The 25,193-nt window shown below is 73.4% G+C and carries 25 protein-coding genes; 10 read left to right on the top strand and 15 right to left on the bottom strand.

The features are described from left to right. Positions 1–8: 8 nt before the first annotated feature. On the bottom strand, positions 9–674 hold the full coding sequence (locus ACIQR3_RS12160; RefSeq protein ID WP_403537573.1) for a LuxR C-terminal-related transcriptional regulator: 666 nt from the start codon (positions 672–674) through the stop codon (positions 9–11). Positions 675–999: 325 nt separating this feature from the next. On the opposite strand from ACIQR3_RS12160, the gene ACIQR3_RS12155 reads away from it, so the two are divergent. Continuing rightward, a complete protein-coding gene (locus tag ACIQR3_RS12155; protein WP_403537571.1) occupies positions 1,000–4,113 on the top strand; it encodes an AAA family ATPase in 3,114 nt (1,037 codons plus the stop codon). 15 nt (positions 4,114–4,128) lie between these two features. On the opposite strand, the gene ACIQR3_RS12150 is transcribed toward ACIQR3_RS12155, so the two are convergent. From ACIQR3_RS12150 to ACIQR3_RS12140, 3 genes are read right to left on the bottom strand one after another with little or no spacing between them, the layout of a single operon-like run. Continuing rightward, positions 4,129–5,637 carry an MFS transporter gene (locus ACIQR3_RS12150; protein ID WP_403537569.1) on the bottom strand — a complete coding sequence of 503 codons (1,509 nt, stop codon included), beginning with the start codon at positions 5,635–5,637 and terminating at the stop codon, positions 4,129–4,131. A gap of 55 nt (positions 5,638–5,692) precedes the next feature. Continuing rightward, a complete protein-coding gene (locus tag ACIQR3_RS12145) occupies positions 5,693–6,673 on the bottom strand; it encodes a zinc-binding dehydrogenase (protein WP_403537567.1) in 981 nt (326 codons plus the stop codon). Between the two features lie 55 nt (positions 6,674–6,728). Next, complete coding sequence (locus ACIQR3_RS12140) at positions 6,729–7,889, bottom strand: FAD-dependent oxidoreductase (protein ID WP_403537565.1); 1,161 nt, start codon at positions 7,887–7,889, stop codon at positions 6,729–6,731. A 96-nt stretch (positions 7,890–7,985) separates the two neighbouring features. Between ACIQR3_RS12140 and ACIQR3_RS12135 the strand changes: the two genes are divergently transcribed. Then, complete coding sequence (locus ACIQR3_RS12135) at positions 7,986–8,696, top strand: pentapeptide repeat-containing protein (protein ID WP_403537563.1); 711 nt, start codon at positions 7,986–7,988, stop codon at positions 8,694–8,696. A gap of 45 nt (positions 8,697–8,741) precedes the next feature. On the opposite strand, the gene ACIQR3_RS12130 is transcribed toward ACIQR3_RS12135, so the two are convergent. Genes ACIQR3_RS12130 through ACIQR3_RS12120 form a run of 3 tightly spaced genes read right to left on the bottom strand, consistent with a single transcriptional unit; the run spans position 8,742 to position 11,472 of the window. Then, on the bottom strand, positions 8,742–9,239 hold the full coding sequence (locus ACIQR3_RS12130) for a hypothetical protein (protein ID WP_403537561.1): 498 nt from the start codon (positions 9,237–9,239) through the stop codon (positions 8,742–8,744). Between the two features lie 51 nt (positions 9,240–9,290). Further along, positions 9,291–10,697: a M1 family metallopeptidase gene (locus ACIQR3_RS12125; protein WP_403537559.1), complete on the bottom strand. Its 1,407-nt coding sequence runs from the start codon at positions 10,695–10,697 to the stop codon at positions 9,291–9,293. A gap of 52 nt (positions 10,698–10,749) precedes the next feature. Next, positions 10,750–11,472, bottom strand: coding sequence for a helix-turn-helix domain-containing protein (locus ACIQR3_RS12120; RefSeq protein ID WP_403537557.1), 723 nt, complete (start codon positions 11,470–11,472; stop codon positions 10,750–10,752). Between the two features lie 227 nt (positions 11,473–11,699). Here ACIQR3_RS12120 and ACIQR3_RS12115 point away from each other — a divergent pair, with 227 nt between their 5' ends. From ACIQR3_RS12115 to ACIQR3_RS12100, 4 genes are all read left to right on the top strand, one after another. Next, a complete protein-coding gene (locus tag ACIQR3_RS12115) occupies positions 11,700–12,371 on the top strand; it encodes a DUF4097 family beta strand repeat-containing protein (RefSeq protein ID WP_403537555.1) in 672 nt (223 codons plus the stop codon). A gap of 25 nt (positions 12,372–12,396) precedes the next feature. After that, the gene (locus tag ACIQR3_RS12110) at positions 12,397–13,347 is read left to right on the top strand and encodes an ATP-binding cassette domain-containing protein (protein ID WP_403537553.1); all 951 of its coding nucleotides are present in this window, start codon (positions 12,397–12,399) and stop codon (positions 13,345–13,347) included. After that, positions 13,344–14,138, top strand: coding sequence for an ABC transporter permease (locus tag ACIQR3_RS12105; RefSeq protein WP_403537551.1), 795 nt, complete (start codon positions 13,344–13,346; stop codon positions 14,136–14,138). Before ACIQR3_RS12110 ends, ACIQR3_RS12105 begins: the two co-directional genes overlap by 4 nt. A gap of 322 nt (positions 14,139–14,460) precedes the next feature. Beyond that, on the top strand, positions 14,461–14,697 hold the full coding sequence (locus ACIQR3_RS12100; protein WP_403537549.1) for a tectonin domain-containing protein: 237 nt from the start codon (positions 14,461–14,463) through the stop codon (positions 14,695–14,697). Positions 14,698–14,806: 109 nt separating this feature from the next. On the opposite strand, the gene ACIQR3_RS12095 is transcribed toward ACIQR3_RS12100, so the two are convergent. The 3 genes from ACIQR3_RS12095 to ACIQR3_RS12085 form a co-directional block, all read right to left on the bottom strand. Further along, complete coding sequence (locus ACIQR3_RS12095) at positions 14,807–14,989, bottom strand: DUF397 domain-containing protein (RefSeq protein WP_403537547.1); 183 nt, start codon at positions 14,987–14,989, stop codon at positions 14,807–14,809. 127 nt (positions 14,990–15,116) lie between these two features. Continuing rightward, on the bottom strand, positions 15,117–15,299 hold the full coding sequence (locus ACIQR3_RS12090; protein WP_403537545.1) for a DUF397 domain-containing protein: 183 nt from the start codon (positions 15,297–15,299) through the stop codon (positions 15,117–15,119). Positions 15,300–15,310: 11 nt separating this feature from the next. Further along, positions 15,311–16,165: a helix-turn-helix domain-containing protein gene (locus ACIQR3_RS12085; RefSeq protein ID WP_403537543.1), complete on the bottom strand. Its 855-nt coding sequence runs from the start codon at positions 16,163–16,165 to the stop codon at positions 15,311–15,313. A 226-nt stretch (positions 16,166–16,391) separates the two neighbouring features. On the opposite strand from ACIQR3_RS12085, the gene ACIQR3_RS12080 reads away from it, so the two are divergent. Further along, on the top strand, positions 16,392–16,850 hold the full coding sequence (locus ACIQR3_RS12080; RefSeq protein WP_403537541.1) for an ATP-binding protein: 459 nt from the start codon (positions 16,392–16,394) through the stop codon (positions 16,848–16,850). Positions 16,851–16,913: 63 nt separating this feature from the next. On the opposite strand, the gene ACIQR3_RS12075 is transcribed toward ACIQR3_RS12080, so the two are convergent. After that, positions 16,914–17,489, bottom strand: coding sequence for a TerD family protein (locus ACIQR3_RS12075; protein ID WP_403537539.1), 576 nt, complete (start codon positions 17,487–17,489; stop codon positions 16,914–16,916). A 154-nt stretch (positions 17,490–17,643) separates the two neighbouring features. Here ACIQR3_RS12075 and arfB point away from each other — a divergent pair, with 154 nt between their 5' ends. Beyond that, positions 17,644–18,081 (top strand): alternative ribosome rescue aminoacyl-tRNA hydrolase ArfB, encoded by a 438-nt coding sequence (gene arfB, locus ACIQR3_RS12070; RefSeq protein WP_403537537.1) that lies wholly within the window; start codon positions 17,644–17,646, stop codon positions 18,079–18,081. Positions 18,082–18,106: 25 nt separating this feature from the next. Here arfB and ACIQR3_RS12065 read toward each other — a convergent pair whose 3' ends face one another. Further along, positions 18,107–18,625: a flavin reductase family protein gene (locus ACIQR3_RS12065; RefSeq protein ID WP_403537535.1), complete on the bottom strand. Its 519-nt coding sequence runs from the start codon at positions 18,623–18,625 to the stop codon at positions 18,107–18,109. Positions 18,626–19,082: 457 nt separating this feature from the next. Here ACIQR3_RS12065 and cdgB point away from each other — a divergent pair, with 457 nt between their 5' ends. After that, positions 19,083–20,756: a diguanylate cyclase CdgB gene (cdgB, locus tag ACIQR3_RS12060; RefSeq protein WP_215170177.1), complete on the top strand. Its 1,674-nt coding sequence runs from the start codon at positions 19,083–19,085 to the stop codon at positions 20,754–20,756. Positions 20,757–20,875: 119 nt separating this feature from the next. Beyond that, positions 20,876–21,865: a carbohydrate-binding protein gene (locus tag ACIQR3_RS12055; RefSeq protein ID WP_403537534.1), complete on the top strand. Its 990-nt coding sequence runs from the start codon at positions 20,876–20,878 to the stop codon at positions 21,863–21,865. 16 nt (positions 21,866–21,881) lie between these two features. Here the strand turns inward: ACIQR3_RS12055 and ACIQR3_RS12050 are convergent, their stop codons facing one another. The 3 genes from ACIQR3_RS12050 to ACIQR3_RS12040 all read right to left on the bottom strand — a co-directional run bounded on the left by ACIQR3_RS12050 (position 21,882) and on the right by ACIQR3_RS12040 (position 25,134). Then, entirely contained in the window at positions 21,882–22,814 is a 933-nt protein-coding gene (locus ACIQR3_RS12050; RefSeq protein ID WP_403537532.1) for a 1-phosphofructokinase family hexose kinase, read from the bottom strand. Positions 22,815–22,945: 131 nt separating this feature from the next. Then, positions 22,946–24,163 (bottom strand): N-acetylglucosamine-6-phosphate deacetylase, encoded by a 1,218-nt coding sequence (gene nagA / locus ACIQR3_RS12045; protein ID WP_403537808.1) that lies wholly within the window; start codon positions 24,161–24,163, stop codon positions 22,946–22,948. A gap of 35 nt (positions 24,164–24,198) precedes the next feature. Further along, the gene (locus tag ACIQR3_RS12040; RefSeq protein WP_403537530.1) at positions 24,199–25,134 is read right to left on the bottom strand and encodes an ROK family protein; all 936 of its coding nucleotides are present in this window, start codon (positions 25,132–25,134) and stop codon (positions 24,199–24,201) included. Positions 25,135–25,193: the final 59 nt, after the last annotated feature.

The following is a 25,193-nucleotide window of genomic DNA, read 5'->3' as shown; positions in this document are numbered from 1 at the left end:
CCGTTCGGTCAGATGTAGCCTTCCCTGAGGGCATAGGCCACGGCGTGCGCCCGGTTGCGCAGATGCAGGCGCGTGGTCAGGCCGTGCATCACGTTCTTGACCGTGCGTTCGGAGTAGGACAACTTGCTGGCGATCTCACCGGTGTCGAGTCCCTCGGCCACCAGCCGCAGCACGTCGACCTCGCGCGCCGCGAGGCCCAGGGAGGGAGAGCCGGCCCGGCCCGCCGCTCCCCGGTGCAGCGTGCCGACCTGGTTGATGAGCCGGCCGAGCAGATCCGAGGGCAGATCGCCGTCGCCCCGGGAGGCAGCGAGCACTGCCTGCACGAGACGGTGGTCGGTGGCCTCGCGGCGCCAGACGATGGCCCCGACGCCGCACTCGATGACGTCCAGCAGTTCGTTCTCGCGGATCGTGCCCACCACGAGCACGGCGCGGGCGCCCTCGCTGCGCACGAGCCGGCGCAGCCGGGTGAGCCCGGCCTCGTCGAGCGCGTCCTCGATCAGCAGGGCGACCGTGCCGGGACCGGTCTCCTCGCGCAGCTCGATCTCCGGGTGCCGGCGCAGCTGGCTGATCGCGCCTTCGCGGCTGATCGGGTCCGGAGCGGTGACCGACACGGGTGTCCTGCGCCCGGTGCCGGCCGTCTGGCCGGTGTCTGTGGTCCGGGGTGAGTTGAGCAACCGTTTCCCCCAAGTTCACGTGTCCGCACGTCCGGTGAGGGGCGGAGGCGGATGGGCGTACTCCACACTTCTGTGTCTGCCGTGACGCACGCAATCGTGGAGCACCACGAGGTACACCACGAGACCAGCCCGCGAACTCTCGGAGTCGCTCCGGAAAGGCCAACGTCACCGCAGGTCAGCGGTGTTCGCGGCCGGCCGGCCGGTCTCCGGGCCGCCGGACGCGCACCGTGGTGAGCCTCGCCACAACGAGGCTGCGGCCACGCAACCCGAACCACCCCACCCCGTCCTACAGGCCGAGGCGCACCGTCCACCCCGGGAGGCAGCCATGATCCGACCGCTGTGCGAACGCGACGACGCGCACGCGCTGATCGCGGCCGCGACCGAGCGCGCCCGCGCCGGAACCGGCCGCCTCGTCCTGCTGCGCGGCGCCACCGGCACCGGCCGCACCGCCGTCCTGGAGGCCGCGGCCGAGCACGCCGAGGCCCGCGGACTGAAGGTGCTACGAGTGCACTGTTCCCCGCAGGACAGCGACGTACCCTTCTCGGCGGTCCGCGAATGCCTCAGCCACGTACCGGACTTCTCGGAACCGGCCCCCGGCCGCGACGACCGGGAGACCGCCGTGCGGCTGTGGCGGTGCCTGTGCGCGTACGCGGCCGAGTCCCCGGTGATGGTCACCGTCGACGACGTCCACCTGGCCGACTCCGCGTCCCGCCGCTGGCTGGTCGAGGCGGCCCGCCGGGTCGGCCGGTTACCGATCCTGCTGGTCGCCACCGAGCGCAGTCAGTACGACGTGGAGCCGGGACCGCCCGGACTCACGCACGCCCTGCCCCCCTCCCTGGTCAGCGTCCACACCCTCGCCCCGCTCGGCGACATCGCCGCGGCGGCGCTGCCGCGTGCCGCGTTCCCGGCGGCGGGCCCCGACTGGACGGCGGAGTGCGTCCGCGCCGGCGCGGGCAGCCCGCTGCTGCTGCGCGCCCTGCTGGACGACCTGGGCGGTACGGGGTCGGGGGGCGGGGGTGTGGCGTACGGGGTCGGGGGGACGGCTTACGGGGATGGCGGTACGGCGTACGGGGATGGCGGTACGGCGTACGGGGACGGCGGTACGGCGTACGGGGACGGCGGTGCGGCGTACGGGGACGGGGGCACGGCGTACGGGGACCGGGGCTCGGCATACGGGGACCGGGGCGCGGCGTACGGGGAGTTCCCGCCGGCCGGCCCGCAGGGGACCGCTGCCGCCGACGCGCCGTCGGTCGCCGCCCGGTGTGCCACTGCCGGGGAGACGCCACCCGCCGGTTCCGGCGCCGACCCGTCCCGGCGGTTGCCGCAGCCGGTGCCGGACAGCTGCGCCGCGCTGTACCCGGGCGCCTACCCGGCCGCCGTCTCCTGGTGGCTGGAGAACGCCGGGACGGCCACCGCCGAGGTGGCCCGGGCGCTGGCCACCCTGGAACAGGCCTGGACGACGGAGACCACCGAGGACCCGGCGGGCCTGCTCGCCGAGGCGACCGGCACCGACCCGGCCCGGGTCGCGGGCTGGCTCACCGCGATGGCCCGGCTCGGCCTGCTCCGCCCCGACCCCGCCGGACGCCCCCGCTACGCCCACCCCCTGCTGCGCGACGCCGTGCTCACCGGCTGGCCCACCGCGCGGCGGGAGCGGGCCCACCGGGTGGCGGCGGAGGCGATGCTGCGCCGCGGCGGCCGGGTCGAGGCGGTCGCCCGGCACCTGGTGCGCACCCCGGCCGTCGGCCTGCCCTGGGCGCTGCGCGTGCTGCGGGACGCGGTGACCGCCGCCGTCGACGAGTCCCGCCCCGAGGACGCCGTCGCCTATCTGCGCCGGGCCCTGGAGGAGCCGGTCGCCGACGACCTCCGCCAGCGCATGCTGACGGAGCTGGGCTCCCTGGAGTACGCCGCCGCCGACGCCCCCGCGGCCATCGCCCGCCTCGGCGAGGCCCTGCACCTGCCCGCCGCCCCCCGCGACCGGGCCCGCACCGCCATCGCCCTGGGCACCGCCCTGGCCGGCCGCGGCGAGGTCGGTACCGCCCTGGGCGTGCTGCGCCGCACCGAGGGCCACCTCACCGGGCACCCGGGCCTGGCCCGTACCGTACGGACCGCCTCCGTGCTGCTGTCCGACCACGACCACGCGCGGCGCCAGGACGCGTACCGTCGGCTGAGCGAGTCCGCCGCCCGCTCCCCGGAGAGAGCCGGCACCGCCGGGCGGGCCCTGCTCGTCCGCTACGAGGCGGCGGCCGGGCGGATCTCCGCCGACGAGGCGATGAAGCGGATACGGGAACTGCTCGCCGAACCCGGCGACCCGCTCTCCGAACCGTTCCTGCTGGGCACCGCCGCCACCGTCGCCCAGTGGGCCGACGAACTCGACGAGGCCGAACGGCTGGTGGAACGCGGCCTGGCCGGACAGCGCCTGTCCCTGCTGCACCCGATGCGGCACGCCCTGCTCCACACCCGCGCCGGCATCGCCGCCGCCCGCGGCGACCACGCGGCGCTGCTCGCCCACCTCACCGACGACACCGCCCGGCGCGCCCCGTGGACCCGCGGCGCCCCCTCCGACACCGACGCGCACGCCCTGCTGGCCCTCGTGCACACCGGCCGCCTGGAGGAGGCGCGGCGCTTCGCCGACGGCGTCGACCTGCGGCAGGACCTCGACTCCTGGGAGCCGAACCGGTTCCTGTACGCGCGCGGCGCGCTGCGGGCCGCCGTGGGCGACCACGCGGGTGCCCTCCACGACTTCCTGGAGTGCGGACGCCGCCAGTCCGGCCACGGGGTGCTCAGCCCCGTCGTCACCCCGTGGCGCACGGCGGTCGCCGAGTGCCGGCTCGCCCTGGGCCGCACCCGGGAGGCGCTGGACCTCGCGACGGAGGAACTGCGCCTGGCCCGGGTGTGGAACACGCCCCGCACGGTGGGCCGGGCGCTGCGGGTCCTGGGCACCGCGACCGGCGGACGGCACGGCCTGGAACTGACCGAGGAGGCGGTACGGGTCCTGCGGGACGCGCCGTCCGACACCGGCATGGAGCTGGCCGAGGCGCTGCTCGCCCGGGGCCGCCAGCTCATCGACGCCGGCGAACGCGTCCGCGCCCGCGCCCTGCTGCGGGAGGCCGCCGAACGTGCCGAGGACCAGGGCGCCCTCAGGCTGCGCGCCCTGGCCTGGGCGGCCCTGCGCGACGGCGGCGCCCGCCGGACCGGCACCGACCGCACCGGCAGCGACGCCCTGACCGGCAGCGAACGCCGGATAGCGGAACTGGCGGCGGACGGCCGGACCAACGCGGAGATAGCCGACCTCCTCCACCTGGCCCGCCGCACCGTGGAGACCCACCTCACCAGCGCCTACCGCAAGCTGCGGATACGCCGCCGGGTGGAACTGCGCGCGGTCCTCGAACCCCAGGGCGGCCCGGCGCCCCAGGGCCAGGGCCAGGGCCGACGGGACTGACCCCGGCGGCGGACGTCAGCCGGCATCAGCCCCCGCCGCCGCCGGACCGGCCGGAGCCCCCCGCTTCGGCGCCCGCGCCGTCACCAGCACCCCCGCCACCACCCCCGCCAGCAGCATCACCCCGGCCGCCACCCAGATGGCCACCGTGTAGCCGTGCACGATCCCCTCCCGCAGCACCAGCGCCCGCCGCGACGGGTCGGTCAGGTGCGCCTCGACGTACGACGTGCTGCTGGTCGTGGCGATGGTGTTGAGCAGGGCCGTCCCGATCGAACCCCCCACCTGCTGCGCGGTGTTCACCGTCGCCGACGTCACCCCGGCGTCCCGCGCCGCGATCCCCGCCGTGGCCGTCGCGAACACCGGCATGAAGGTCAGGCCCATGCCGAGCCCCATCAGGACCAGCGCCGGCAGGACCTCGGCGGCGTACTCCGAGCGCACGGTGATCCGCGTCAGGATCACCATCCCGCCCGCCGCGAGGACCATCCCCGGCACCATCAGCGCCCGCGGCGGCACGTGCTGGAGCAGCCGCGCGGAGATCTGCGTCGACCCGACGATGATCGCCGCGGTCAGCGGCAGGAACGCCAGCCCGGTCTTCAGCGGCGAGTAGCCCAGGACGACCTGGAGGTAGTACGTCATGAAGAGGAACAGGCCGAACATGCCGATGACCGCGAGCGCCATCGTCAGGAAGCAGCCCGCGCGGTCGCGGTCCCGCACGATGTGCAGCGGCAGCAGCGGGCTCGGCGCCCGGGTCTGCCACAGCACGAAGGCGACGAGGAGTACGACGGCGGCGGCGAACAGCGCCAGCACCAGCGCGTCGGTCCAGCCCCGCGCCTCCGCCTCGCTGAAGCCGTGGACCAGCGCCACCAGGCCCCCGCAGCCCAGCAGCGCGCCGGGGACGTCGAGCCGGGCGTCCGTGCGCCCGGGGGGCCGGTCGTGGAGGAGGGCGAGGGCGCCCAGTACGGCCACGGCGGCGATGGGGACGTTGACGTACAGGCACCAGCGCCAGTTCAGGTACTCGGTGAGCACCCCGCCGACGATGAAGCCGATCGCGGAGCCGCTGCCCGCCAGCGCCCCGTAGATGCCGAACGCCTTGCCGCGTTCCTTGGGATCGGTGAACGTCGTCGTCAGCAGCGACAGCGCGGAGGGGGCGAGGACGGCGGCGAAGACGCCCTGGAGGGCGCGGGCCGCGAAGAGCATCCCCGGGCCGCCGGCCGCGCCGCCGATCGCCGAGGCGACGGCGAACCCGATCAGCCCGGTCACGAAGCTCCGCTTGCGGCCGGCGAGGTCGGAGATCCGCCCGCCGAGCAGCAGCAGCCCGCCGAAGGCGAGCGTGTAGGCGGTGATCACCCATTGCCGGTTCCCGTCCGACATCCCCAGGTCGTGCTGGGCGGAGGGCAGCGCGATGTTCACGATCGTCGCGTCGAGGACGACCATCAGCTGGGCCAGCGCGATCACGACCAGGGCCCACCAGCGCCGGGGATCGGTGGCCGAGTGGACGGCTTCCTGACTCGTCCGGGCGGAAGTCACTCGGACAGGACACCACGGATCGGGGCGTTCCGCACCCAGGCGCCGGCGGTGCGGGTCAGGGTTCCAACACCACCTTCCCCACCGTCCCCCGCGTCTCCAGCGCCCGGTGCGCCGCGGCGGCCTCGGCGAGCGGGAACCGCTGGACGGCCGGGCGGAGCCGGCCCTCGGCGGCCTCGGTGAGGGCGTGCCGTTCCAGGGTGCGCAGCGGGTCGGGGCCGCCCGCCCGCGCCGGCATCGCCGGACCCAGCACCTGCTCGGAGACCCCCTCGACGAGGTAGGGCCCGCCGTCCCGTATCCCCTCCCCCGACCAGCCGAAGACCAGGTGCCTGCCGCCCGGTCCGAGCAGCGCGACCGCCTCGCGGGCCACGTCGCCGCCGACGCCGTCGAAGACCACGGTGGCCGCCCGGCCGCCGAGGTGGGAGCGGACCTGGGCCGGCCAGTCCGGCAGCGTGTAGTCGACGGCGAGCGAGGCGCCGTTCGCCGCCACCCGGGCCACCTTCTCCGGGCCGCCCGCCAGTCCGATCACCGTGGCGCCGGCGTGCCGCGCGTACTGGGTGAGCAGGGTGCCGATGCCGCCCGCGGCGGCCGGGATCACGGCCACCGACTCCGGGCCCGGCTCGGCGAACCGCACGATCCCCATCGCCGTACGGCCCGTGCCGATCATGGCGACGGCCTCGGCGAAGTCCAGCCGGTCCGGGATCTCGTGCGGGCGGCCCGCGTCGACCACGGCCAGCTCGGCGTAGCCGCCGGGCGCGAACCCGAGGTGCGCGACGGCCCGCCTGCCGATCCACTCCGCCGCCACCCCGTCCCCCACCGCGTCGACCACGCCCGCGACCTCGCGGCCCGGCACGGTGGGCAGTACGGGCAGGGCGGGCGCCGGGCCCCGCTCGCCTTCGCGCAGGGCGGTGTCCAGCAGGTGGACGCCCGCGGCGCGTACGGCGATCCTGACCTGGCCGGGACCCGGCTCGGGGTCCGGGACCCGCTCGTAGGTGAGGTTCTCGGCCGGGCCGAAGGCGTGCAGACGGATGGCGTGCATGGGGTCCCCTCGATGCGGTGCGTAGCCGTGTCGTGCCGTGCCCCAGCCAACGTCCTCAAGCGTGCTTGAGGTCAAGCGCCCGCAGCCCGAGCGCGAGCGACACCGCCGTCAGCGCGCTGGTGAAGGACACCTCCGACAGCAGCCCCGGCGCCGCGACCTGGTCGCCCGCCAGGTACACCCCGTCGCCCCGGTCGACGGCGGGCCGGTCCCGCCAGGTGCTGCCGGGCGGGTCGACCGCGCCGGTACGGCCCCGCGCCACGGCCTCCCGCCGCCAGGTGACCCGCTCCCGCCACCCCGGGAACCCCAGGTCGAGCAGTTCCTCCGCCCGCGCGACCCCGGCCGCCTTCGGCTCGTCCGGCGCGATCGGGACCTGTCCCTGGATCAGCTGCTCGCCCGTCGGTGCCAGCGTCCGGTCCTGCGCGGTGAACCGCTCGATCCACCCCGGCGCGTCCAGGTCGGACACCGCGAACGCGTCCCCGCGCCGCGTCCGTACGGCGACGTCGACCAGGACGGTGCGCCCGCTCGGCCAGGTCAGCGTGTCGTCCCCGAGCAGCCGGCGGGCGGCGTCGAGGGAGGTGGCGACGACGACCGCGTGGTCCTCGGGGAGGGCGTCGACGCGGGAGCCGGTCTCGATCCGTACCCCGAGGTCCCAGGCGCGGGCGGCCATCCGGTCGATCAGCGCGGACCAGCCGCCGCGCGGGTAGTGCGCCTCGGGCGGCAGCTTGGCGGCCCGCCGCAGCCGTTCCCGTACGAACGCGGCGGACAGCGAGCCGGGGTCGTGGTGGAAGAGCGCGACCGCGCAGTAGTGGGCGGCGGCCCGCGCCCCGTCCTCCCCGACGACACCGGTGGCCCAGGTCAGGAAGTCCACGTCGACGGGGGCCGGGCCCGCGCTCCGCCGCGCCAGCCTCAGCAGCGCGAGCGGCGGGGTACGGCGCAGCGCGCCCCGGTGCCGGAACCGGAGCCGGGCCCCCTCCAGTGGCGGGATCGGCGCGAGCGGGCCGATGAGGCCGCGCTCGCGCAGCCAGGTCCAGTGCGGGCCGCCGTTGTAGAGGGCGTGCGGGCCCTCATTGGTCCGGTACGGCCCCTCGGCGGTCCGCGCCCGGCCGCCGAGGGTGTCATGCGCCTCGTGCACGGTGACCCGGGCGCCGGCCTCGGCGGCGGCGATGGCCGCGGTCAGCCCGGCGAAGCCGCCACCGACGATGGTGATGCGGTGCATGGGCGTCCTCCCTTCCCTTTTCACTCTCCCCTTACGACGCCCGGGGCGCCCGGGATGTGACAGGGCGTTGTCAGTGGTGGCGTGCAGGATGGGGGCATGGCGAGGAGAGCGGTGGCGGGCGGTACGGGTAGGGGGACGGGTACGGGGACGGGGGCGCGGGTGAAGGCGGCCCGGCGGCCCGGGATACGGCTGCCGGCCCTGACGGAGTACGACGGCGGGGGACTGGAGCCGGACGGGGACTACGACGGACTGGACGTACGGGACGCCGACCTCGCCGGGCAGGACGGCGCGGGCGCCCGCTTCATGGACTGCGCCCTGACCGGCTGCGCGCTGGACGGGACGTCGCTGCCCAGCGCCCGGCTGCTGGACTCGGTCCTGACCGGCGTACGCGGTGTCGGCACCGACCTCTCCGGGGCCACCCTGCGCGATGTCGAGCTGCTCGACGCCCGGCTCGGCGGGACGCAACTGCACGGGGCGGTGCTGGAGCGGGTGCTGATCCGCGGCGGCAAGATCGACTTCCTGAACCTGCGCCGGGCACGGCTCAAGGACGTCGTCTTCGAGGGCTGCGTGCTGGTCGAGCCCGACTTCGGCGGTGCCCGGCTGGAGCGGGTCGAGTTCGTGGGCTGCGCGCTGCGGGAGGCCGACTTCAGCGCCGCCGTCCTCGTCGACGTCGACCTGCGCGGGGCCGAGCCGCTGGAGATCGCCCGGGGCGTGGACCGGCTCTCCGGCGCGGTGATCAGCCCCGCCCAGTTGCTGGACCTGGCGCCGGTGCTGGCGGCGGAACTGGGGGTGCGGGTGGTGGCGTAGGGGCGTGAGGGGGGGGAGGGCCGGCGGCCCTGGGCGGCTACGGCCCTAGATGCGGGGGAACCGGGCCTGGAGCGTCCAGACGGCCGGATTGTCCGCCAGGTCCTCGTGCATGTCGGTCAGGTCGGCGATCAGGTCGTGCAGGAAGTCCCGGGCCTCCCGGCGCAGTTCGGCGTGGGAGAAGGACAACGGGGGTTCGCTCACCGGCAGCCACTCCGCCTCGATGTCGACCCAGCCGAACCGGCGTTCGAACAGCAGTCGGTCGCTGGACTCGGTGAAGTCCAGCTCCGCCCGCTGCGGCCGGGCCGCCCGGGAGCCCGCCGGGTCCCGGTCGATCCGCTCCACGATGTCGCACAGCGCCCAGGCGAAGTCCAGCACCGGCACCCATCCCCAGGCTGTGGAGATCTCCCGGTCGGCCTTGGTGTCGGCGAGGTACACGTCCCCGCTGAACAGGTCGTGCCGCAGCGCGCGCACGTCCGCCCGCCGGTAGTCGGTCTGCGGCGGGTCGGGGAAGCGGTGGGAGAGGGCGTAGCCGATGTCGAGCACGCCCCGATGGTGTCACGGCGCTGACGGTGACACGGCACGCCGCATCGCCGGTCACGGCCGGTCCGGCTTGCCGTCCCCGTACAGCCACTTCTCCCAGATCTCCGTGAAGTCCTCGTCCGGCAGCCGCTGCTCCACGTACGCCGTGAAGTCGCCGGTGTCCGCGTTGCCGTGCCGGTGCTCCGCCGCCCAGCCGCGCAGCAGGGCGCGGAAGGCGGTGTCGCCGGCCCGCTGCCGGATCTTGTGCAGGACCATCGCGCCGCGCTGGTAGACGGGGGCGCCGGAGATCCGCGCCGCGTCCGGCGGATCGGCGGGCGGGAACGCCCAGATCGCGGCATTGGCCTCCGTACCGGCGAAGTAGCGCCCGGCGTACAGCGCGTCGAAGGTCTCCTGCGCCGTGTCGCCGCCGTGGTCCTCCTGCCACAGCCACTCCGCGTACGTCGCGAAGCCCTCGTTGAGCCACATGTCCCGCCAGGTCTTCGGGGTGACGGAGTCGCCGTACCACTGGTGGGCGAGTTCGTGGACGAGCAGGACGATGCCCGGGGCGCCGGGGAAGACGGGCCGGTTCTGGGTCTCCAGGGCGTAGGTGACGTCGGACGGGCGGTCGACGATCGCGCCGGCGGAGGAGAACGGGTACGGGCCGAAGAGGTCGCCGGCCCAGTCGAGGACCTCGGGAATCCGCTGGAGCACGTCCTCGCTCGCCGCCGCCTGCGCCGGGTCGACGGCCGTGATCACCGGCAGCCCGTCCTCCGTGCGGGAGCGGTCGACGTGCCACTGGCCGACGGCCACGGTGGCCAGGTAGCTCGCCATCGGCTCGGTGGTCCGCCAGGTGGAGGTGGTCCGCCCGTCCGCGGTCCGCTCGCCGGCCGGTTCGCCGTTGGAGACGGCGCGCAGCCCCTCGGGCACGGTCACCGTGATGTCGTAGGCCGCCTTGTCGGAGGGGTGGTGGTTGCCCGGGAACCACGCCATCGACCCCACGGGCTGGCCCAGCGCCAGCGCGCCGTCGGCGGTGCGCAGCCAGCCCTCCTTCGAACCGTCGGGATCGGTGATCGTCTCCGGCTCGCCGTCGTAGCGCACGGTCACCCGGAAGGTGTCGCCGTCGTCCAGTTCCTCCGGCGGCCGGACGGTCAGCTCCTGCCCGGCGCGCTGGAAGCGGGCGTCCCGGCCGTCGACCTCGACCGCGCCGACCCGCAGTCCGTCGAGGTCGAGGCTGAACGCCGACAGGTCAGCGGTCGCCCGCGCGGTGACCGTCGCGGTACCGGTGAGGTGGTGGTCGTCGGGGTCGTAGGCGAGGTCGAGGCCGTAGTGGGTGACGTCGTAGCCGCCGTTGCCCGCCTTGGGGAAGTACGGGTCGCGCACACCGCTGCCGCCGGGCCTGCCGTGCACCCCGCCGCACGCGGTGAGCGCGGTGAGGGAGAGGACGGCGGCCACGACGAGCGGGCGGGAACAAGGTGTGCGCACGTCGTGAGCCTATGGGGAGCCGGTGGGGGGACGGCCTGCGGGAATCGGCCGGTCAGGGGGTGGCCGCGGGCTTGGTGTGGAGCACTTCGCGGCCCTGCTCGGCGGCGCGGGTGATGCTCTCGCCGACGAAGTCGAGGAAGCGGGCGATGTTCTCCAGGCGGACGGCGGCCGGGGTGCCGGGGCCCAGGACGCCGACGCCCTGCCGTGAGACCTCGATGACCTGGACGAGGGACCGGGCGCTGGCGATCATCGCCTGGTACCAGATGTCGTCGTCCACGACATAACGGTCCCGGCGCCGCTCGTCCTTCTCCCGGCGCACCAGACCCTGGCCCTCCAGGAACGCGATCGCCTTGGAGACGGACGCCGGGCTGACACCGAGCCGCTGGACCAGCTCGGCCGCGGTGAGACTGCCGGTGTCGGTCATGTACAGGGCGGCCTGCACCCGCGCCATCATCTTGGGCGTGCCCGCCTGCATGAGGACGGTGGTGAACATCTCCTCGTACGCGCGCACCGCCTCGCCGTCGCGCCCGTGCGGCTGCGGCACCGCCTCCGTCCCCCGGGGCGCGGCCCGTCGGCGCCGCTGGGTGCGGTGCTCGGTGGCCCGGTGGGCCAGGTCGGCGCGGTAGCCGGCCGGGCCGCCGTTGCGCATCACCTCGCGGGTGACGGTCGAGGTCGGCCGGTCCAGACGCCGGGCGATCTCGGCGTAGGCGAGGCCGTCGGCCAGCCCCAGGGCGATCTGCTGGCGTTCCTGCTGAGTGAGCCTGCCTCCCGGCATCGGGCGTCTCCTTCGCGGTCCGTGGTGCGCCCCACCATAGCTTTACCTCCACCTCATTGCAACGAAAGATGTGCGTTCTGTTGCGTTACTTAGCCGCTTGTTGCAACGAAATGCATGTGCTGACCTGCGTAAACAATGAAATTACGCAACGAACATGTTGCGCGATCCATGAACGCAACGTAGCTTTTCCAATGTCGGAAACAAGGAACGCACCGAAGGAGAGCACCATGCAGACGTTCGCCACCCCCGCCCCGGTCTCCGCCGTCCTGGACATCCCCGCGGGCCGCGTCCGCCTCATCGCCGCCGACCGCGCCGACACCACGGTCGAGGTCCTCCCGGCGGACGCCTCGAAGGGCCGCGACGTGAGGGCGGCCGAGGAGACCACGGTCGAGTACGGCGACGGTGTCCTGCGCATCGCGGCCGCCCCGGCGAAGAACCGCGTCCTCGGCTCCTCCGGCGCCGTCGAGGTGACCGTCCAGCTGCCCGCCGGCTCCCACGTCGAGGCGACGGCCGCCGCCGCCGAGTTCCGGGGCGTCGGACGGCTCGGCGACGTCACCATCGAGGGCGCGCAGGGCCCGGTCAAGCTCGACGAGACCGCGAGCGCCCGCCTCACCGTCCTCGACGGCGACGTCACCGTCGGCCGCCTCGGCGGTCCCGCCGAGATCAGCACCCAGCGGGGCGACCTGCGCGTCACCGAGGCCGTACGCGGCACGGTCACGCTGCGCACCGAGTCCGGCGGGATCGAGGTCGGCGCCGCCCGCGGCGTCTCCGCCTCCCTGGACGCCGGCACCGGCCACGGCCGTATCCACAACGCGCTCCAGAACACCGACGGCGCCGCCGCCGGCCTGACCATCCACGCCACCACCGGTCACGGCGACATCACCGCCCGCAGCCTGTGACCCGACCTGACCAGGGGGACCCCTCATGACCAGCTTGGCCATCGCGGCGAACGGGCTGCGCAAGTCCTACGGCGACAAGACCGTCCTCGACGGCGTCGACCTCGCCGTCCCGGAAGGCACGGTCTTCTCCCTGCTCGGCGCGAACGGCGCCGGCAAGACCACCGCCGTCAAGATCCTCTCCACCCTGATCGACGCCGACGCCGGAGAACTGCGCGTCGGCGGGCACGACCCGGCCGCCGACCCGCAGGCGGTACGCGCGGCGATCGGCGTCACCGGCCAGTTCTCCGCCGTGGACGGCCTGATCACCGGCGAGGAGAACATGCTCCTCATGGCCGACCTGCACCACCTGTCCAAGGGGGAGGGCCGGCGGGTGGCCGCGGAACTCCTGGACCGCTTCGGCCTCACCGACGCGGCGCGGAAGCCCGCCTCCACCTACTCCGGCGGCATGAAGCGCCGCCTGGACATCGCCATGACGCTGGTCGGCAGCCCGCGGGTCATCTTCCTCGACGAACCGACCACCGGCCTCGACCCCCGCTCCCGCCACACCATGTGGCAGATCATCCGCGAGCTGGTCACGGGCGGTGTGACCGTCTTCCTCACCACGCAGTACCTGGAGGAGGCCGACCAGCTCGCCGACCGCATCGCCGTACTGAACGACGGCAGGATCGCCGCCGAGGGCACCGCGGACGAACTGAAGCGGCTCGTCCCCGGCGGCCACGTACGGCTCCGCTTCACCGACCCGGCGGCGTACGCGAGGGCGGCCGACGCCCTGCCCGGCACCGCCCGGGACGACCAGGCCCTCGCCCTGCACCTGCCCAGCGACGGCGGCCAGCGCGACCTGCGCGCCGTCCTCGACCGGCTGGACTCGGCCGGCGTCGCGGCCGACGAGCTGACCGTGCACACCCCCGACCTCGACGACGTGTTCTTCGCCCTGACCAGCGGCCCTGCCACCCACACCGAGGAGACCGTCCGATGAGCACCCCCCTGGCACTCGCCGTGCGCGACTCGTCCACGATGCTGCGCCGCAACCTCCTGCACGCCCGCCGCTATCCCTCCCTCACCCTCAACCTCCTGCTCACCCCGATCATGCTGCTCCTGCTCTTCGTCTACGTCTTCGGCGACGTGATGAGCGCCGGCATCGGCGGCGGTGAGGCGGACCGCTCCGCCTACATCGCCTACCTGGTCCCCGGCCTGCTGCTGATGACCATCGGCTCCACCACGATCGGCACCGCGGTCTCCGTCTCCAACGACATGACCGAGGGCATCATCGCCCGCTTCCGTACGATGGCCATCCACCGCGGGTCGGTCCTGGTCGGGCACGTCGTCGGCAGTGTGCTCCAGTCGGTGGCCAGCGTGGTCCTGGTCGGCGCGGTCGCCGTGGCCATCGGCTTCCGCTCCACGGACGCCACCGCCCTGGAGTGGCTGGCGGCCTTCGGACTCCTCGTCCTCTTCGCCCTGGCCCTCACCTGGATCGCCGTCGGCATGGGCCTGGTCAGCCCCAACGCCGAGGCGGCGAGCAACAACGCCATGCCCCTGATCCTGCTGCCCCTCCTCTCCAGCGCCTTCGTCCCGCCAGCCTCGATGCCGGGCTGGTTCCGCCCGATCGCCGAGTACCAGCCCTTCACCCCGGCCATCGAGACCCTGCGCGGCCTCCTTCTCGGCACCGAGATTGGCCCCAACGGCTGGCTCGCCCTCGCCTGGTGCGTCGGCCTGGCGGTCCTCGGCTACTTCTGGTCGGCCGCGAAGTTCGACGCCGACCCGAGGTGACACCCCCGGCCCCCGGCGGCCCCACCGGACGCAGACCCCCCGAGCACCAGCCGGGGGGTCTCGCCGTAGCCACCGCCGCGAGCCGAGTCGACATCACGGCGTCAACGGTGTGGCTGTGAGTAACCCACATCAGTGACCTCTGTTCAGGTCACCCTGCGGCGTACCCCGGAGGCACACCGCCCAGCCCGGACCCACGGCGTACCCGATAAACACGACTTCTCAGACAGAAACACGAACATGCTCCACGTTCGTTCGATTGCTGAATCGTTCCTTCCCGGGAGCGTCTCCGTGGAGCGATTCCCGACGAGAAGGAGCCGGCGAAATGGCCGAATGGAAGCAGATCGGCGGTGCGCTCGTCCGGATCTCGGCCGGGTCCAGGACCAATGTCTGGGGTGTCAACGCGGGCGGGAACATCTACCGCTACACCAACAACGACGCCAGCCCGTGGGTGCAGATTCCCGGTGGACTGGCGGACATCGGGGCGGCTGCGGACGGCACGGTCTGGGGTGTCAACTCCGCTGGCAACATCTACCGCTACACCGGCGACCTGCCCGGCTGACCAGCAACCCACCGCCGAACACGAGGCCGGTCACGCCCCTCAGGCCTGACCGGCCTCGCCGCGGCTGCCCGCCGCGCACTGACTCGGGGGCACGACACGTCCATACGCGTCAGCGGCTCGGCTTCGCCGCGTGGGAGAGGAACTCCGCCCATGCGGAAGGCGCGAAGGTGAGGTACGGCCCCGGGAGGGCCTTGGAGTCGCGGATCAGGATCGTGGTCGGGGTGGTGGCTATCTCGACGCAGTTCGAGCTGTCGCCGCTGTACGTGGACTTCTGCCAGTCGAGTTCGGGCACAGGGGCTCCTCGAAGAGGGTCGGCTGAAGTGGATGAGACCTGCCCGAGTCGACGGTGCCCAGATCGCAGGAATCCCATGTAGTGCAGTACGGCTACTTGCTCAACTATGCCGACCGGACCTGACTTCTCAAAGGCCGAGCTTTGCCGCGTGTGAGAGGAAGTCCGCCCAGGCGGAGGGGGGGAAGGTGAGGTGCGGACCGTGGAGGGTCTTGGAGTCGCGGACCAGGATCGTGGTCGGTGCGTTGGCTATCTCCACGCAATTCGAGCCGTTGGGGCTGTAGGTGGACTTTTGCCAGGTGACGGGCTGCATGTCGCTTCCTTTCAGAGGCTTCGGGCGAGGCGTTCGATGAACTGGCGTGACGCGGCCGGGTCGAGAGCGCAGGTCTCCATGCGGTCCAGAAGGGCTCGGTACTGCGACAGATCTTCCTCTGCGTCCAGGAAATCGCAGCCGCCGTGCTGGGTGTCCAGCTGGACGGTGTCGAGTTCGGGGACCGGGCCGACCGCGTAGTCGAAGGGCTGGCCGTTCCCGGGGAAGTGGGGTGAAGAGTAGGGGATGACCCGAACGGTGATGTTGTCCTGTTCGCTCAGTCCGAGCATGTGAAGCAACTGGGCGCGAGTGACGTCCTGCCCTCCGTACTGCATGCGCAGCGCTGCTTCGTGAACCAGAGCCGTGTAGGGAAGCCCTCCGGCGCGGTGAAGGACCTCCTGCCGTTTGATGCGATACGACAGGCGATGTTCGAGCTCATAGGGGCGGAAGGGCGGGACGGCCTCCCTGAGCATGGCCCGGGCGTGATCGGCGGTCTGCAACAGGGCCGGGATGTGGAGCGGGAGGGCCACGCGCAACTCGGTCGCGTGATATTCCAGTTCTGCGAGGTCGATAAGCCCGACAGGCAGGTAGTCCCGGTACTCGTCCCACCAACCACGGACGCGGCCGCCAGTCATGGCAGCGAGTGCCTCCACCAGTGCTTCGTTGAAGCAGCCGTATGCGCGCGCGAGGGTGCGTACCCGGTCCGCGCCGACGGCGTAGCGGCCCGACTCGATGCTGCTGATCTGCGCCTGCTTGAGATCGAGAAGTTCCGCAGCAGCCGTCGACGACAGGCCCGACTGGTCGCGAAGCTTGCGGAGTTCGGCGCCGAGACGTCGCTGGCGCAAGGTGGGCGGGGTGCTGGGTGGCACGGTCCTTCTCTCGTCATGGCGCGCTTCCTCGCGTCACTCGCACGAGGGAAATGTGAAATCTACGCTCTGTTCGATATTAACTATCACATCGAGCCCTCTATGGTGAGTATCGCTGCACCGCCCAACTCCCGCCCTCACAAGCCGGAAGCGCACCTCCCCAGGCACTGCCACCGCAAGGCGCGGCCGTCGGGCAGCCGTATCCCTCCTCTTCCTCCCGGAGACCTCCATGCGCACCGTATCCCCGCCCGACACCTGGGCGTACGCCCTCCGCCTGCCGCATGACCCCAGAGCCGCACGCGTCGCACGTATGACCGTGCGGGCCGCGCTGAGCAGCCACGGTCGGCATGAACTCGTCGACGACGTCGAACTGTTGGCGTCCGAGCTGGTCACCAACGCCTACCGGCACGCCGGAGGGCCCTGCTCCCTGCGGCTCACCGCACTCGGCGACGGGCGGGTGCGGGTCGGGGTGTGGGACAACCACCCGTACGTCCCGGTGCTGTTCACCGATGCGGAAGCGAACGGGAGGCGCACCGTGCCGCCCGACGCACCCGGCGGACGCGGACTGCGCCTCGTGCGGGAGTACGCCGAGACATGGGGTGCCTGGTCGCTCGGGGACGTGCTGCCCGGCAGGCCCGGCACCGGGAAGCTGCTGTGGTTCGAGGTGGGCGCCACGAACCCGGCGTGACACAGCCCTCGGCCCCGCCGAGCCGTGGCTCGACGGGGCCGGGGACGGAAAGGACGGGCGGCGTCAGACGTTCACGCCGAAGTCCTGGGCGATGCCCACGAGGCCCGAGGCATAACCCTGGCCGACCGCGCGGAACTTCCACTCCGCACCGTTGCGGTACAGCTCGCCGAAGACCATGGCGGTCTCGGTCGCCGCGTCCTCCGACAGGTCGTAGCGGGCGATCTCCGTGCCGCCGGCCTGGTTGACGATGCGGATGTAGGCGTTGCGGACCTGGCCGAAGTTCTGCGAGCGGTTCTCCGCGTCGTAGATCGAGACCGGGAAGACGATCTTGTCGATGTCGGCCGGCAGGGCGGCCAGGTTGACGTTGATCGCCTCGTCGTCGCCCGCGCCCTCGCCCGTGCGGTTGTCGCCGGTGTGGACGATGGACTGGTCCGGCGTCTGCTTGTTGTTGAAGAAGACGAAGTGGGCGTCCGAGTAGACCTTGCCCTGGGTGTTGACCGCGATCGCGGAGGCGTCCAGGTCGAAGTCGGTGCCGGTGGTGGTACGGACGTCCCAGCCGAGGCCCACGGTGACGGCGGTCAGGCCCGGAGCCTCCTTGGTGAGCGAGACGTTGCCACCCTTGGACAGGCTTACAGCCATTGTTGGGAGTCCCTTCCCTCGTGTGCGTACGGCAAGAAAGTTACAGCTACCCCCAAGAACGACGAGGGGGGTACGCAAGGTTCCAGCTCGCTTTACTTTCTTTACTCGGATAATCGGGTGACGCGGACCCGGTGGGGGCGGGACCATGGACCGCATGTCCCCGATGTCCGGCCCGCATGTCGTCCGAGGCTCCGTCTCCCTCCCGGAGGCCGAGCTGATCTGGCGTTTCTCGCGGTCCTCCGGGCCCGGCGGGCAGCACGTCAACACCACCGACACCCAGGTCGAGCTGCGGTTCGACCTCGCCCGCACCCAGGCGCTGCCCGAGGTGTGGAAGCAGCGGGCGCTGGAGCGGCTGGCCGGGCGGCTGACCGACGGCGTCGTCACCGTCCGCGCCTCCGAGCACCGCTCCCAGTGGCGCAACCGCGAGGCCGCCGCCGTACGCCTCGCGGCCCTGCTGGCCGAGGCGACCGCGCCGCCGCCCAGGCCCCGCCGCCCGACCCGCGTCCCGCGCGGCATCAACGAACGCCGGCTGCGGGAGAAGAAGCAGCGCGCCCAGACCAAGCGGGGACGCTCCGGGCGGGGCTGGGAGTAGACCGGCGGGCCGAAGAGCCGGCGGCTCAGCCCAACTGCCGGTACCGCCCCCGGAAGTACGTCAGCGGACCGCCCTCCGCGCTCGGCACCCGTGCCGTGAGCACCCGGCCGATGACCAGCGTGTGGTCGCCGGCGCTCACCCGCTGCTCGGTGTGGCACTCCAGGGTCGCCAGCGCCCCGCCGACCAGCGGCGCGCCCGACTGCTCGCCGCGCAGGTAGGGGATGTCCTCGAAGAGGAGGCGGTCGCTGAGGCGGCCCTTCATCGCGAAGCGGCCGGCGATGTGCCGCTGGCTCTCCGAGAGGACCGAGACCGCCCACCGGGGCTGCTCGTCCAGCAGGTCGTCCATGCGGGAGCCCTCGCGCAGGCTCACCAGGACCAGCGGCGGGTCCAGGGAGACGGAGAGGAAGGCCGTCGCCGTCATCCCCACGTCCTCGCCGAGCGGGGCGCTGGGGTCGTCCGGGTCCAGGGGCGGCTCCTGCGCGGTCACCAGGACCACGCCCGAGGCCAGCCGGGACATGGCGGCGCGGAACTCGTCGTTGCTCACTCCCTCAGCATGCACGGCGGCGGCGGGGGAGGGAGAGGACACGGTGGCGGGGCTGGTGTGGGACACATCGCCACGCTAACGGCAGCCCCGCGGGGCCCGCATCGGGCTCCGGTCCCGGTCGGGAGACCTAGGACCAGGGGAGAGAACCACCACCCGAAATTTGCGTTCAGGAAACGCACAGGGAAAGTGCGGAAACATCACGCAATTGTTCATCTTCCGCTGTGACTTGAGTCACAAGAGGTAGGAATTGTTGACCCTGTGTACCGAGTGGGCAGCGCGCTGTGATTCAGTGGCGGGGAAGCTGCAAGAGCATCGTCGACCGCGTCATCGGGACCGCACCGTCGAGACCGGCGCGTCACCGAGCATGACGAGCGTCGAACCGCATGATCCGCATGATCCGGCAATGGCGCCGAAGATGACCCTTGATTCGCTGCGAGGTCTCGGGGGGAGGGCGAGCATGGAGACCGAGTCGGAGCCGTACGTCCGCCTTGCGTCGCTTCGGCAACTGCACCAGGCCATGGCCGACATGAACACGGCCCGCAGTCTGGCGGACACCCTGCAGACCGTCGCGGACGGCGTGGTCCACGCCCTCGGCTACGAGATGGCGTGCGTCAACCTGGTCCGCCCCGACGGCGACCTCGTCGTCGCCGCCTTCGCCGGGAACTCGGCCGCCGAGGCCCTCATCACCGGCCGCGTCGGCCCCCGCTCCTCCTGGGAGCGCCGCCTGAACATGGGCGAGCGGTGGGGCGACCTGATCTTCATCCCGCACACCGAGGGCTGGATCCTCGACGACGACGACGTACCGCAGTGGTACACCGACGGGCCCGCGCCCCGCTTCGAGGACGAGTGGCACCCCTCGGACCGGCTCTTCGCCCCCATGTACGCCCCCGGCCCGCAGGGCGGCGGCACCAGCGGCGAGCTGATCGGCGTCCTCTCCGTGGACCGCCCGCGCAACGGCCGCCGGCCCGGCGCCTGGGGCCGCGAGGCTTTGCAGATGTACGCGTTCCAGGCCGCCATAGCGATCAGCAACGCCCGGCTCCGCTCCAACATGCAGCGCGCCCTGGTCCGCCTGGAGCGCGAGCAGCAGGCCCTGCGCGCCAGCGAGGAGAGCTTCCGGCAGGCCTTCGAGTACGCCCCCTCCGGCATGGCCATCGCCGAGATGGGCGGCGACCAGCACGGCCGCATCCTGCGCACCAACGACGCGCTGTGCCGCCTGCTCGGCCGCCCCGCCTCCGCGATGCGCCGGTACTCCTTCTCCGACCTCGTCCACCCCGAGGACATCGGCACCCTGCTGCGCACCTCCGCCGAGGGCGGCCGGGCCGAGCTGCGGCTGCGCCGCCGGGACGGCTCCCACATCTGGACCTCGCTGCGCAACAGCGTCGTCGCCGACGCCGCCGACGGGCCCCGCTTCCTGCTCACCCACGTCGAGGACATCGAGGAGCGCAAGCGCCGCGAGCTGGCCCTCGCCCACCGCGCCTCCCACGACTCCCTCACCGGCCTGCCGAACTCCGCCGAGCTGCGCTCCCGCCTCTCCGCCCGGCTGTGCACCCGCCCCCAGTCGGCGCACCCCGCGGTCGACGCCATGGACGCCGCCTACGGGGACGCCCCGGCCGCCGACCCCGTCTTCGACTCCGGCGGCCACTACTTCGACTTCCCGCCCCACCCGGACCCGTACGAGGGTCACGACCACCACGAGCACGCGGTCACCCCCGAGGGCGACCGGGACGACGGCACCAAGGGGCTCGCGGTGCTCTTCTGCGACCTCGACGGGTTCAAGTCGATCAACGACCGGTTCGGGCACAACGCGGGCGACGCCGTGCTCATCGAGGTCGCCCGGCGGCTCTCCGGCGGCGTCCGGGACGGCGACACGGTGGCCCGGCTCGGCGGCGACGAGTTCGTCATCCTCGCCGACGGCCTCGGCCGGGCCGACGCCGCCGACCTCGCCGTACGGCTGCGCAACGAGATCATCCAGCCGATCCGGGCCGAGGGACGGGCCGTGCGGGTGGGCGCCAGCTTCGGCATCGGGTGGGCGCACTGCGGCATGACCGCCGACGAGGTGCTGAAGTCCGCGGACGAGCGGATGTACATCGAGAAACGATCTCGTCCCAAACAACACCGGCGGGCGGGATGATCCCCAGGTCAGCGAGTTGATGCGGCCCGAGTCACCCGTTCGGGTCACCGGCACCGGGTAGGCTCGGCCTCTCACCACGTACACCGCACCCGCACCGCACCTGGTTAGGAGACCTAGGGATGACGCCCGGCAACAACGGCGCGAGCACGCCCGAGGACGACGACCCCTTCGGCTACCTGTACGCCGACGGGCAGGCCAACGGGGCCCAGCCGCCGTCCGGTGGCTACGGCTACCCCAACTCGGTCAACCGCGTGCGCCCGGTCGGTACCCGCCAGTACGGCGGACAGGCCGCCGCCCAGCAGGCCGCTCCGCCCCAGCAGGGCGCCTACGGCCGGCCGAACGCGCCCTACGGCGCCCAGAACCCGCACTACGCCGCCCCGGAGACGCTCCCCGGCGGCGCCCCCGCCGCCCCGCACCAGCAGCCGGGACACGGCGGCGGGCACGGGGGCGGGCACGGGGGCGGGCACGGCGGCGGGCGTCGCGGGCCCAACACCAAGGGCCTGCTGATCGGCGCCATCGCGGTGGTCGCCGCCGTCGTCATCGGCATCGGCATCGCCATGACCAGCAGCGGCGATGACGACGACAAGGGCACCGACCAGGCCGGCGGGGTCACCCCGACCCAGTCCCAGAGCAGCGGCGAACCCAGCCCGTCCGCCAGCGGCAGCGCGCAGAGCACCGGGGAACTGCCGACGACCGACGCGGCCGGCCTCCAGCTCAGTGGTGCCTCCACGGCGTCCGACGTCGAGGGCGCCGAGTCGGAGGGCGGCACGTACGTGACCGGCCTCGACCAGAGCGGCGCCTCGGCCACCTGGACCGTCAACGGCATCCCGAAGGCCGGTGTCTACACCCTCTTCGCCCGCTACAGCACCGCCGACGCCGACCAGTCGATGACGCTGACGATCAACGGCAAGGAGTTCGGCAGCAAGCTGAACCTCGGCAACTTCGCCCATGCCAAGGACGGCGACTACACCAAGGGCTGGACCCAGACCTACGCCTACCCGTCTCTCAACAAGGGCACCAACACCATCTCCGTCTCCTGCCAGGACGGCGACAAGTGCGACATCCTGCTGGACCAGCTCTGGCTGAAGGAAGGGCAGGTCACCAGCTGACCCGGCGGCAGGGCCGTCAGGCCGCGTCGGCCTCCGCCGTCACCGTCACCCGGCTCAGCAGCTCCTCGTAGGCCCGTTGGTCGTACTCGCCCGCCACCGGCGCCAGCACCGTCGCCGCCGACAGGGCGACCGCGCGGGCCAGCCGGTCCGGCCAGGGCAGCCGCTCGGCCAGGCCCGACAGCAGACCCGCCACCGCCGAATCCCCCGCGCCGGTCGGATTGCCGCGCACCCGGGCGGGCGGGGCGGCCCGCCAGCGGCCCTCCGCGGTCACCGCCAGCAGCCCCTCGGCGCCCAGTGAGGCGACCACGGCCCGGGCGCCGCGCCGCCGGGCGTCCCGCGTGGCCCGCAGCGGCTCGTGGGAACCGGTCAGCTCGGCCAGTTCGTCGGCGTTCGGCTTGATCAGGTCCGGGCGGGCGGCCACCGCCCGGCGCAGCGGCTCCCCGCTGGTGTCCAGCAGCACCGGCACCGCGGCGGCGCGCGCGGCGCGCACAAGACCGGCGTAGGCGCCCACCGGGACGCCCGGCGGCAGGCTGCCGCACAGGGCCACCGCCGAGACACCGCCGGCGAGCAGATCCTCGTACGCCTCCTGGAACGCGTTCCACTCGGCGGGGGTGATCAGGGGGCCGGGTTCGTTCAGCTGGGTGGTGTCGCCGGTGTGCTCGTCGACGACGGCTATGGTGCGCCGGGTGGCGCCGGTGACCGGCAGCAGCGCGTCGACCAGCCGGGGGAGGCCGGTGAGGCCGTCGCGCACGGCGCGTCCGGTGGCGCCGCCCGCGAAGCCGGTGACCGTCACCTCGTGCCCGAGGGCCGACAGCACCCGGGCCACGTTGATGCCCTTGCCGCCGGGCCGCTCGGTCACCTCGGTGACGCGGTGGGAGGCGTGCGGCGTGAGGCCGGGGACGCGGTAGGTGAGGTCGAGAGCGGTGTTCAGCGTGACCGTGAGGATCACCGGGCCGACCTCCCCCGACTACGTGCGGCGCCGCTGCCCTCGGCGGCGTGCGATGGTGCTCCGATCATGCCAAACGCGGGGCGGTCGGCCCAGTCCCGGGGGCGAGCGGACCGGGCCGGCCCGGGGACGGATCAGCCCAGTTGGGGATCGACCACCCAGGCGCCCCGGCGCATCACGCCCACCACGTCGAACGCGGAGTCCAGCACCACCAGGTCGGCATCCTTGCCCGGCTCCAGCGAACCCACCCGGTCGTCCAGGCCGAGCAGCCGCGCCGGGTTGGCGGAGATCGCCGCGACCACGTCCTCGACCGGCAGCCCGTCCACCGTCACCGCCCGCTTGAAGGCGCGGTCCAGGGTGAGCGTGGAGCCGGCGATCGAACCACCCTCCACCAGCCGGGCCACACCGTCCGCGACCTCGACCTCCATCGGGCCCAGCATGTAGCGGCCGTCGCCGAAGCCGGCCGCGTCCATCGCGTCCGTGATGAAGGCGACGCGGCCGGCCCCCGCGTGGTGGAAGGCGAGCCGGAGCGCGGCCGGGTGCAGGTGGACACCGTCGTTGATCAGCTCGACGGTGACCCGCTCGTCCTCCAGCAGCGCCGTGATCGGACCCGGGGCCCGGTGGCCGATCGGCGGCATCGCGTTGAACAGGTGGGTGGCGACCGTCGCGCCCGCGTCGATGGCCCGGAGCGTCTGCTCGTACGTCGCGTCCGTGTGCCCGACCGCAGCGATCACGCCGTGCTCGGTGAGCAGGCGTACGGAGTCCAGGCCGCCCGGCAGCTCGGTGGCCAGCGTCATCATCTTCGCGTGGCCGTGGGCCGCGTCGACGAGCTTGCGGACCTCGGCCGGGTCGGGGTCGCGCAGCAACTGCTCGTCGTGCGCGCCCTTGCGGCACGGGGAGATGAACGGGCCCTCGAAGTGGATGCCGGCGATGTCGCCCTGCTGGGCCAGCTCGGCGAGCATCCCGGCGTGCCGGGCCAGGAAGTCCAGGTCGCCGGTGACGGCGGAGGCGACGACGGTGGTCGTGCCGTGGCGCCGGTGGGTCTCGACGCCCTGGAGGACGTCCTCGGCGGTGCCCCCGGCGAAGGAGGCTCCGCCGCCGCCGTGGTTGTGGAGGTCCACGAAGCCGGGGACGATCCAGTGGCCGGTCAGGTCGATGACGTGGGCGTTCTCGGGGGGCTCGGCGGCAATGCGGGTGCCGTCCACCACTACTTGGCCCGCTGCCACGGTGCCGGTGGGGAGGACGACGTCGGCGCCGGACAGGATCAGGGGGGATGTGGGGGATGTGGGGGATGTGTCCGTCGCGGGGTGCGGGTATGCCGTGGCTGGTCGCGCTCCGCGACGGAGTCGCATGCCGGCGCTGTCCCGCGCCCCTGGGTCGACTGCCATCAGGACGTTTCCTCCGTACGGTCGAGTAGGTCCCAGGCCAGGAGACCGGCGCCGAGACATCCGGCGGTGTCGCCCAGGGCCGCGGGGACGATGTCCGGGCGGGTCTGGAAGGTGATCCGGCGGGTCACGGCCGCCCGCAGCGGTGTGAACAAGGTTTCCCCCGCCTCCGCCAGGCCGCCACCGATGATCAGTGTCCGGGGGTCCAGCAGGGTCAGCGCGGTGACCAGGCCGTCGGCCAGGGCGTCCACCGCCTCCTGCCACACCCGCGCCGCCCGTACGTCCCCGGAGGCGACGGCCTCGGCGCAGTCGGCGGCGTCCGCGTCGGGGTCGCCCGAGGCCGCCGCCCACGCCTGGCCGACGGCGCTCGCGGAGGCGTACCGCTCCAGGCAGCCGCGCTGCCCGCACGGGCAGGGGGTGCCGCCGGGGCGTACGACGACGTGGCCGATCTCGCCGGCGAAGCCGTGCGCGCCGCCCTCCACCCGGCCGTCGATGCCGATGGCGCCCGCGATGCCGGTGCCGAGGGGGACGAAGAGGAAGCGGTCGGTGCCCCGGCCCGCGCCGACGCGGCCCTCGGCGAGGCCGCCGGTGCGCACGTCGTGGCCGAGGGCGACCGGGATGCCGCCGAGCCGCTCGCTCAGCAGGGCGCGCAGCGGGACGTCCCGCCAGCCGAGGTTGGCGGCGTAGACGGCGGTGCCGTGCGCGTCGTCGACGATGCCCGGGACGGCGACACCGGCCGCCGCGGGCGGCGTGCCGAACCGTTCCGCCCCCAGGAGGCTCAGCTCGGCGGCGAACTCCAGGACGGACTCGACGACCGCCTCGGGCCCGCGGTCGCGGCCGGTGGGCCGGCGGGCCCGGTGCAGCGGCTCGCCGTCCGGCCCGGCCAGGGCGGCCTTCATTCCGGTGCCGCCCACGTCCAGGGCGATGACATGTCTCACGGGGAACAGTGTGGCCCGATGACCCGCGAGAGGTCTAGTCCACTGGTGTGGTGTAGACC

Source organism: Streptomyces sp. NPDC090994 (assembly GCF_044768905.1).
In the GTDB taxonomy this organism is placed as follows: domain Bacteria; phylum Actinomycetota; class Actinomycetes; order Streptomycetales; family Streptomycetaceae; genus Streptomyces.
Note: the sequence above shows the minus strand (reverse complement) of the source record. Positions and strands in the feature narration are given on the sequence as shown.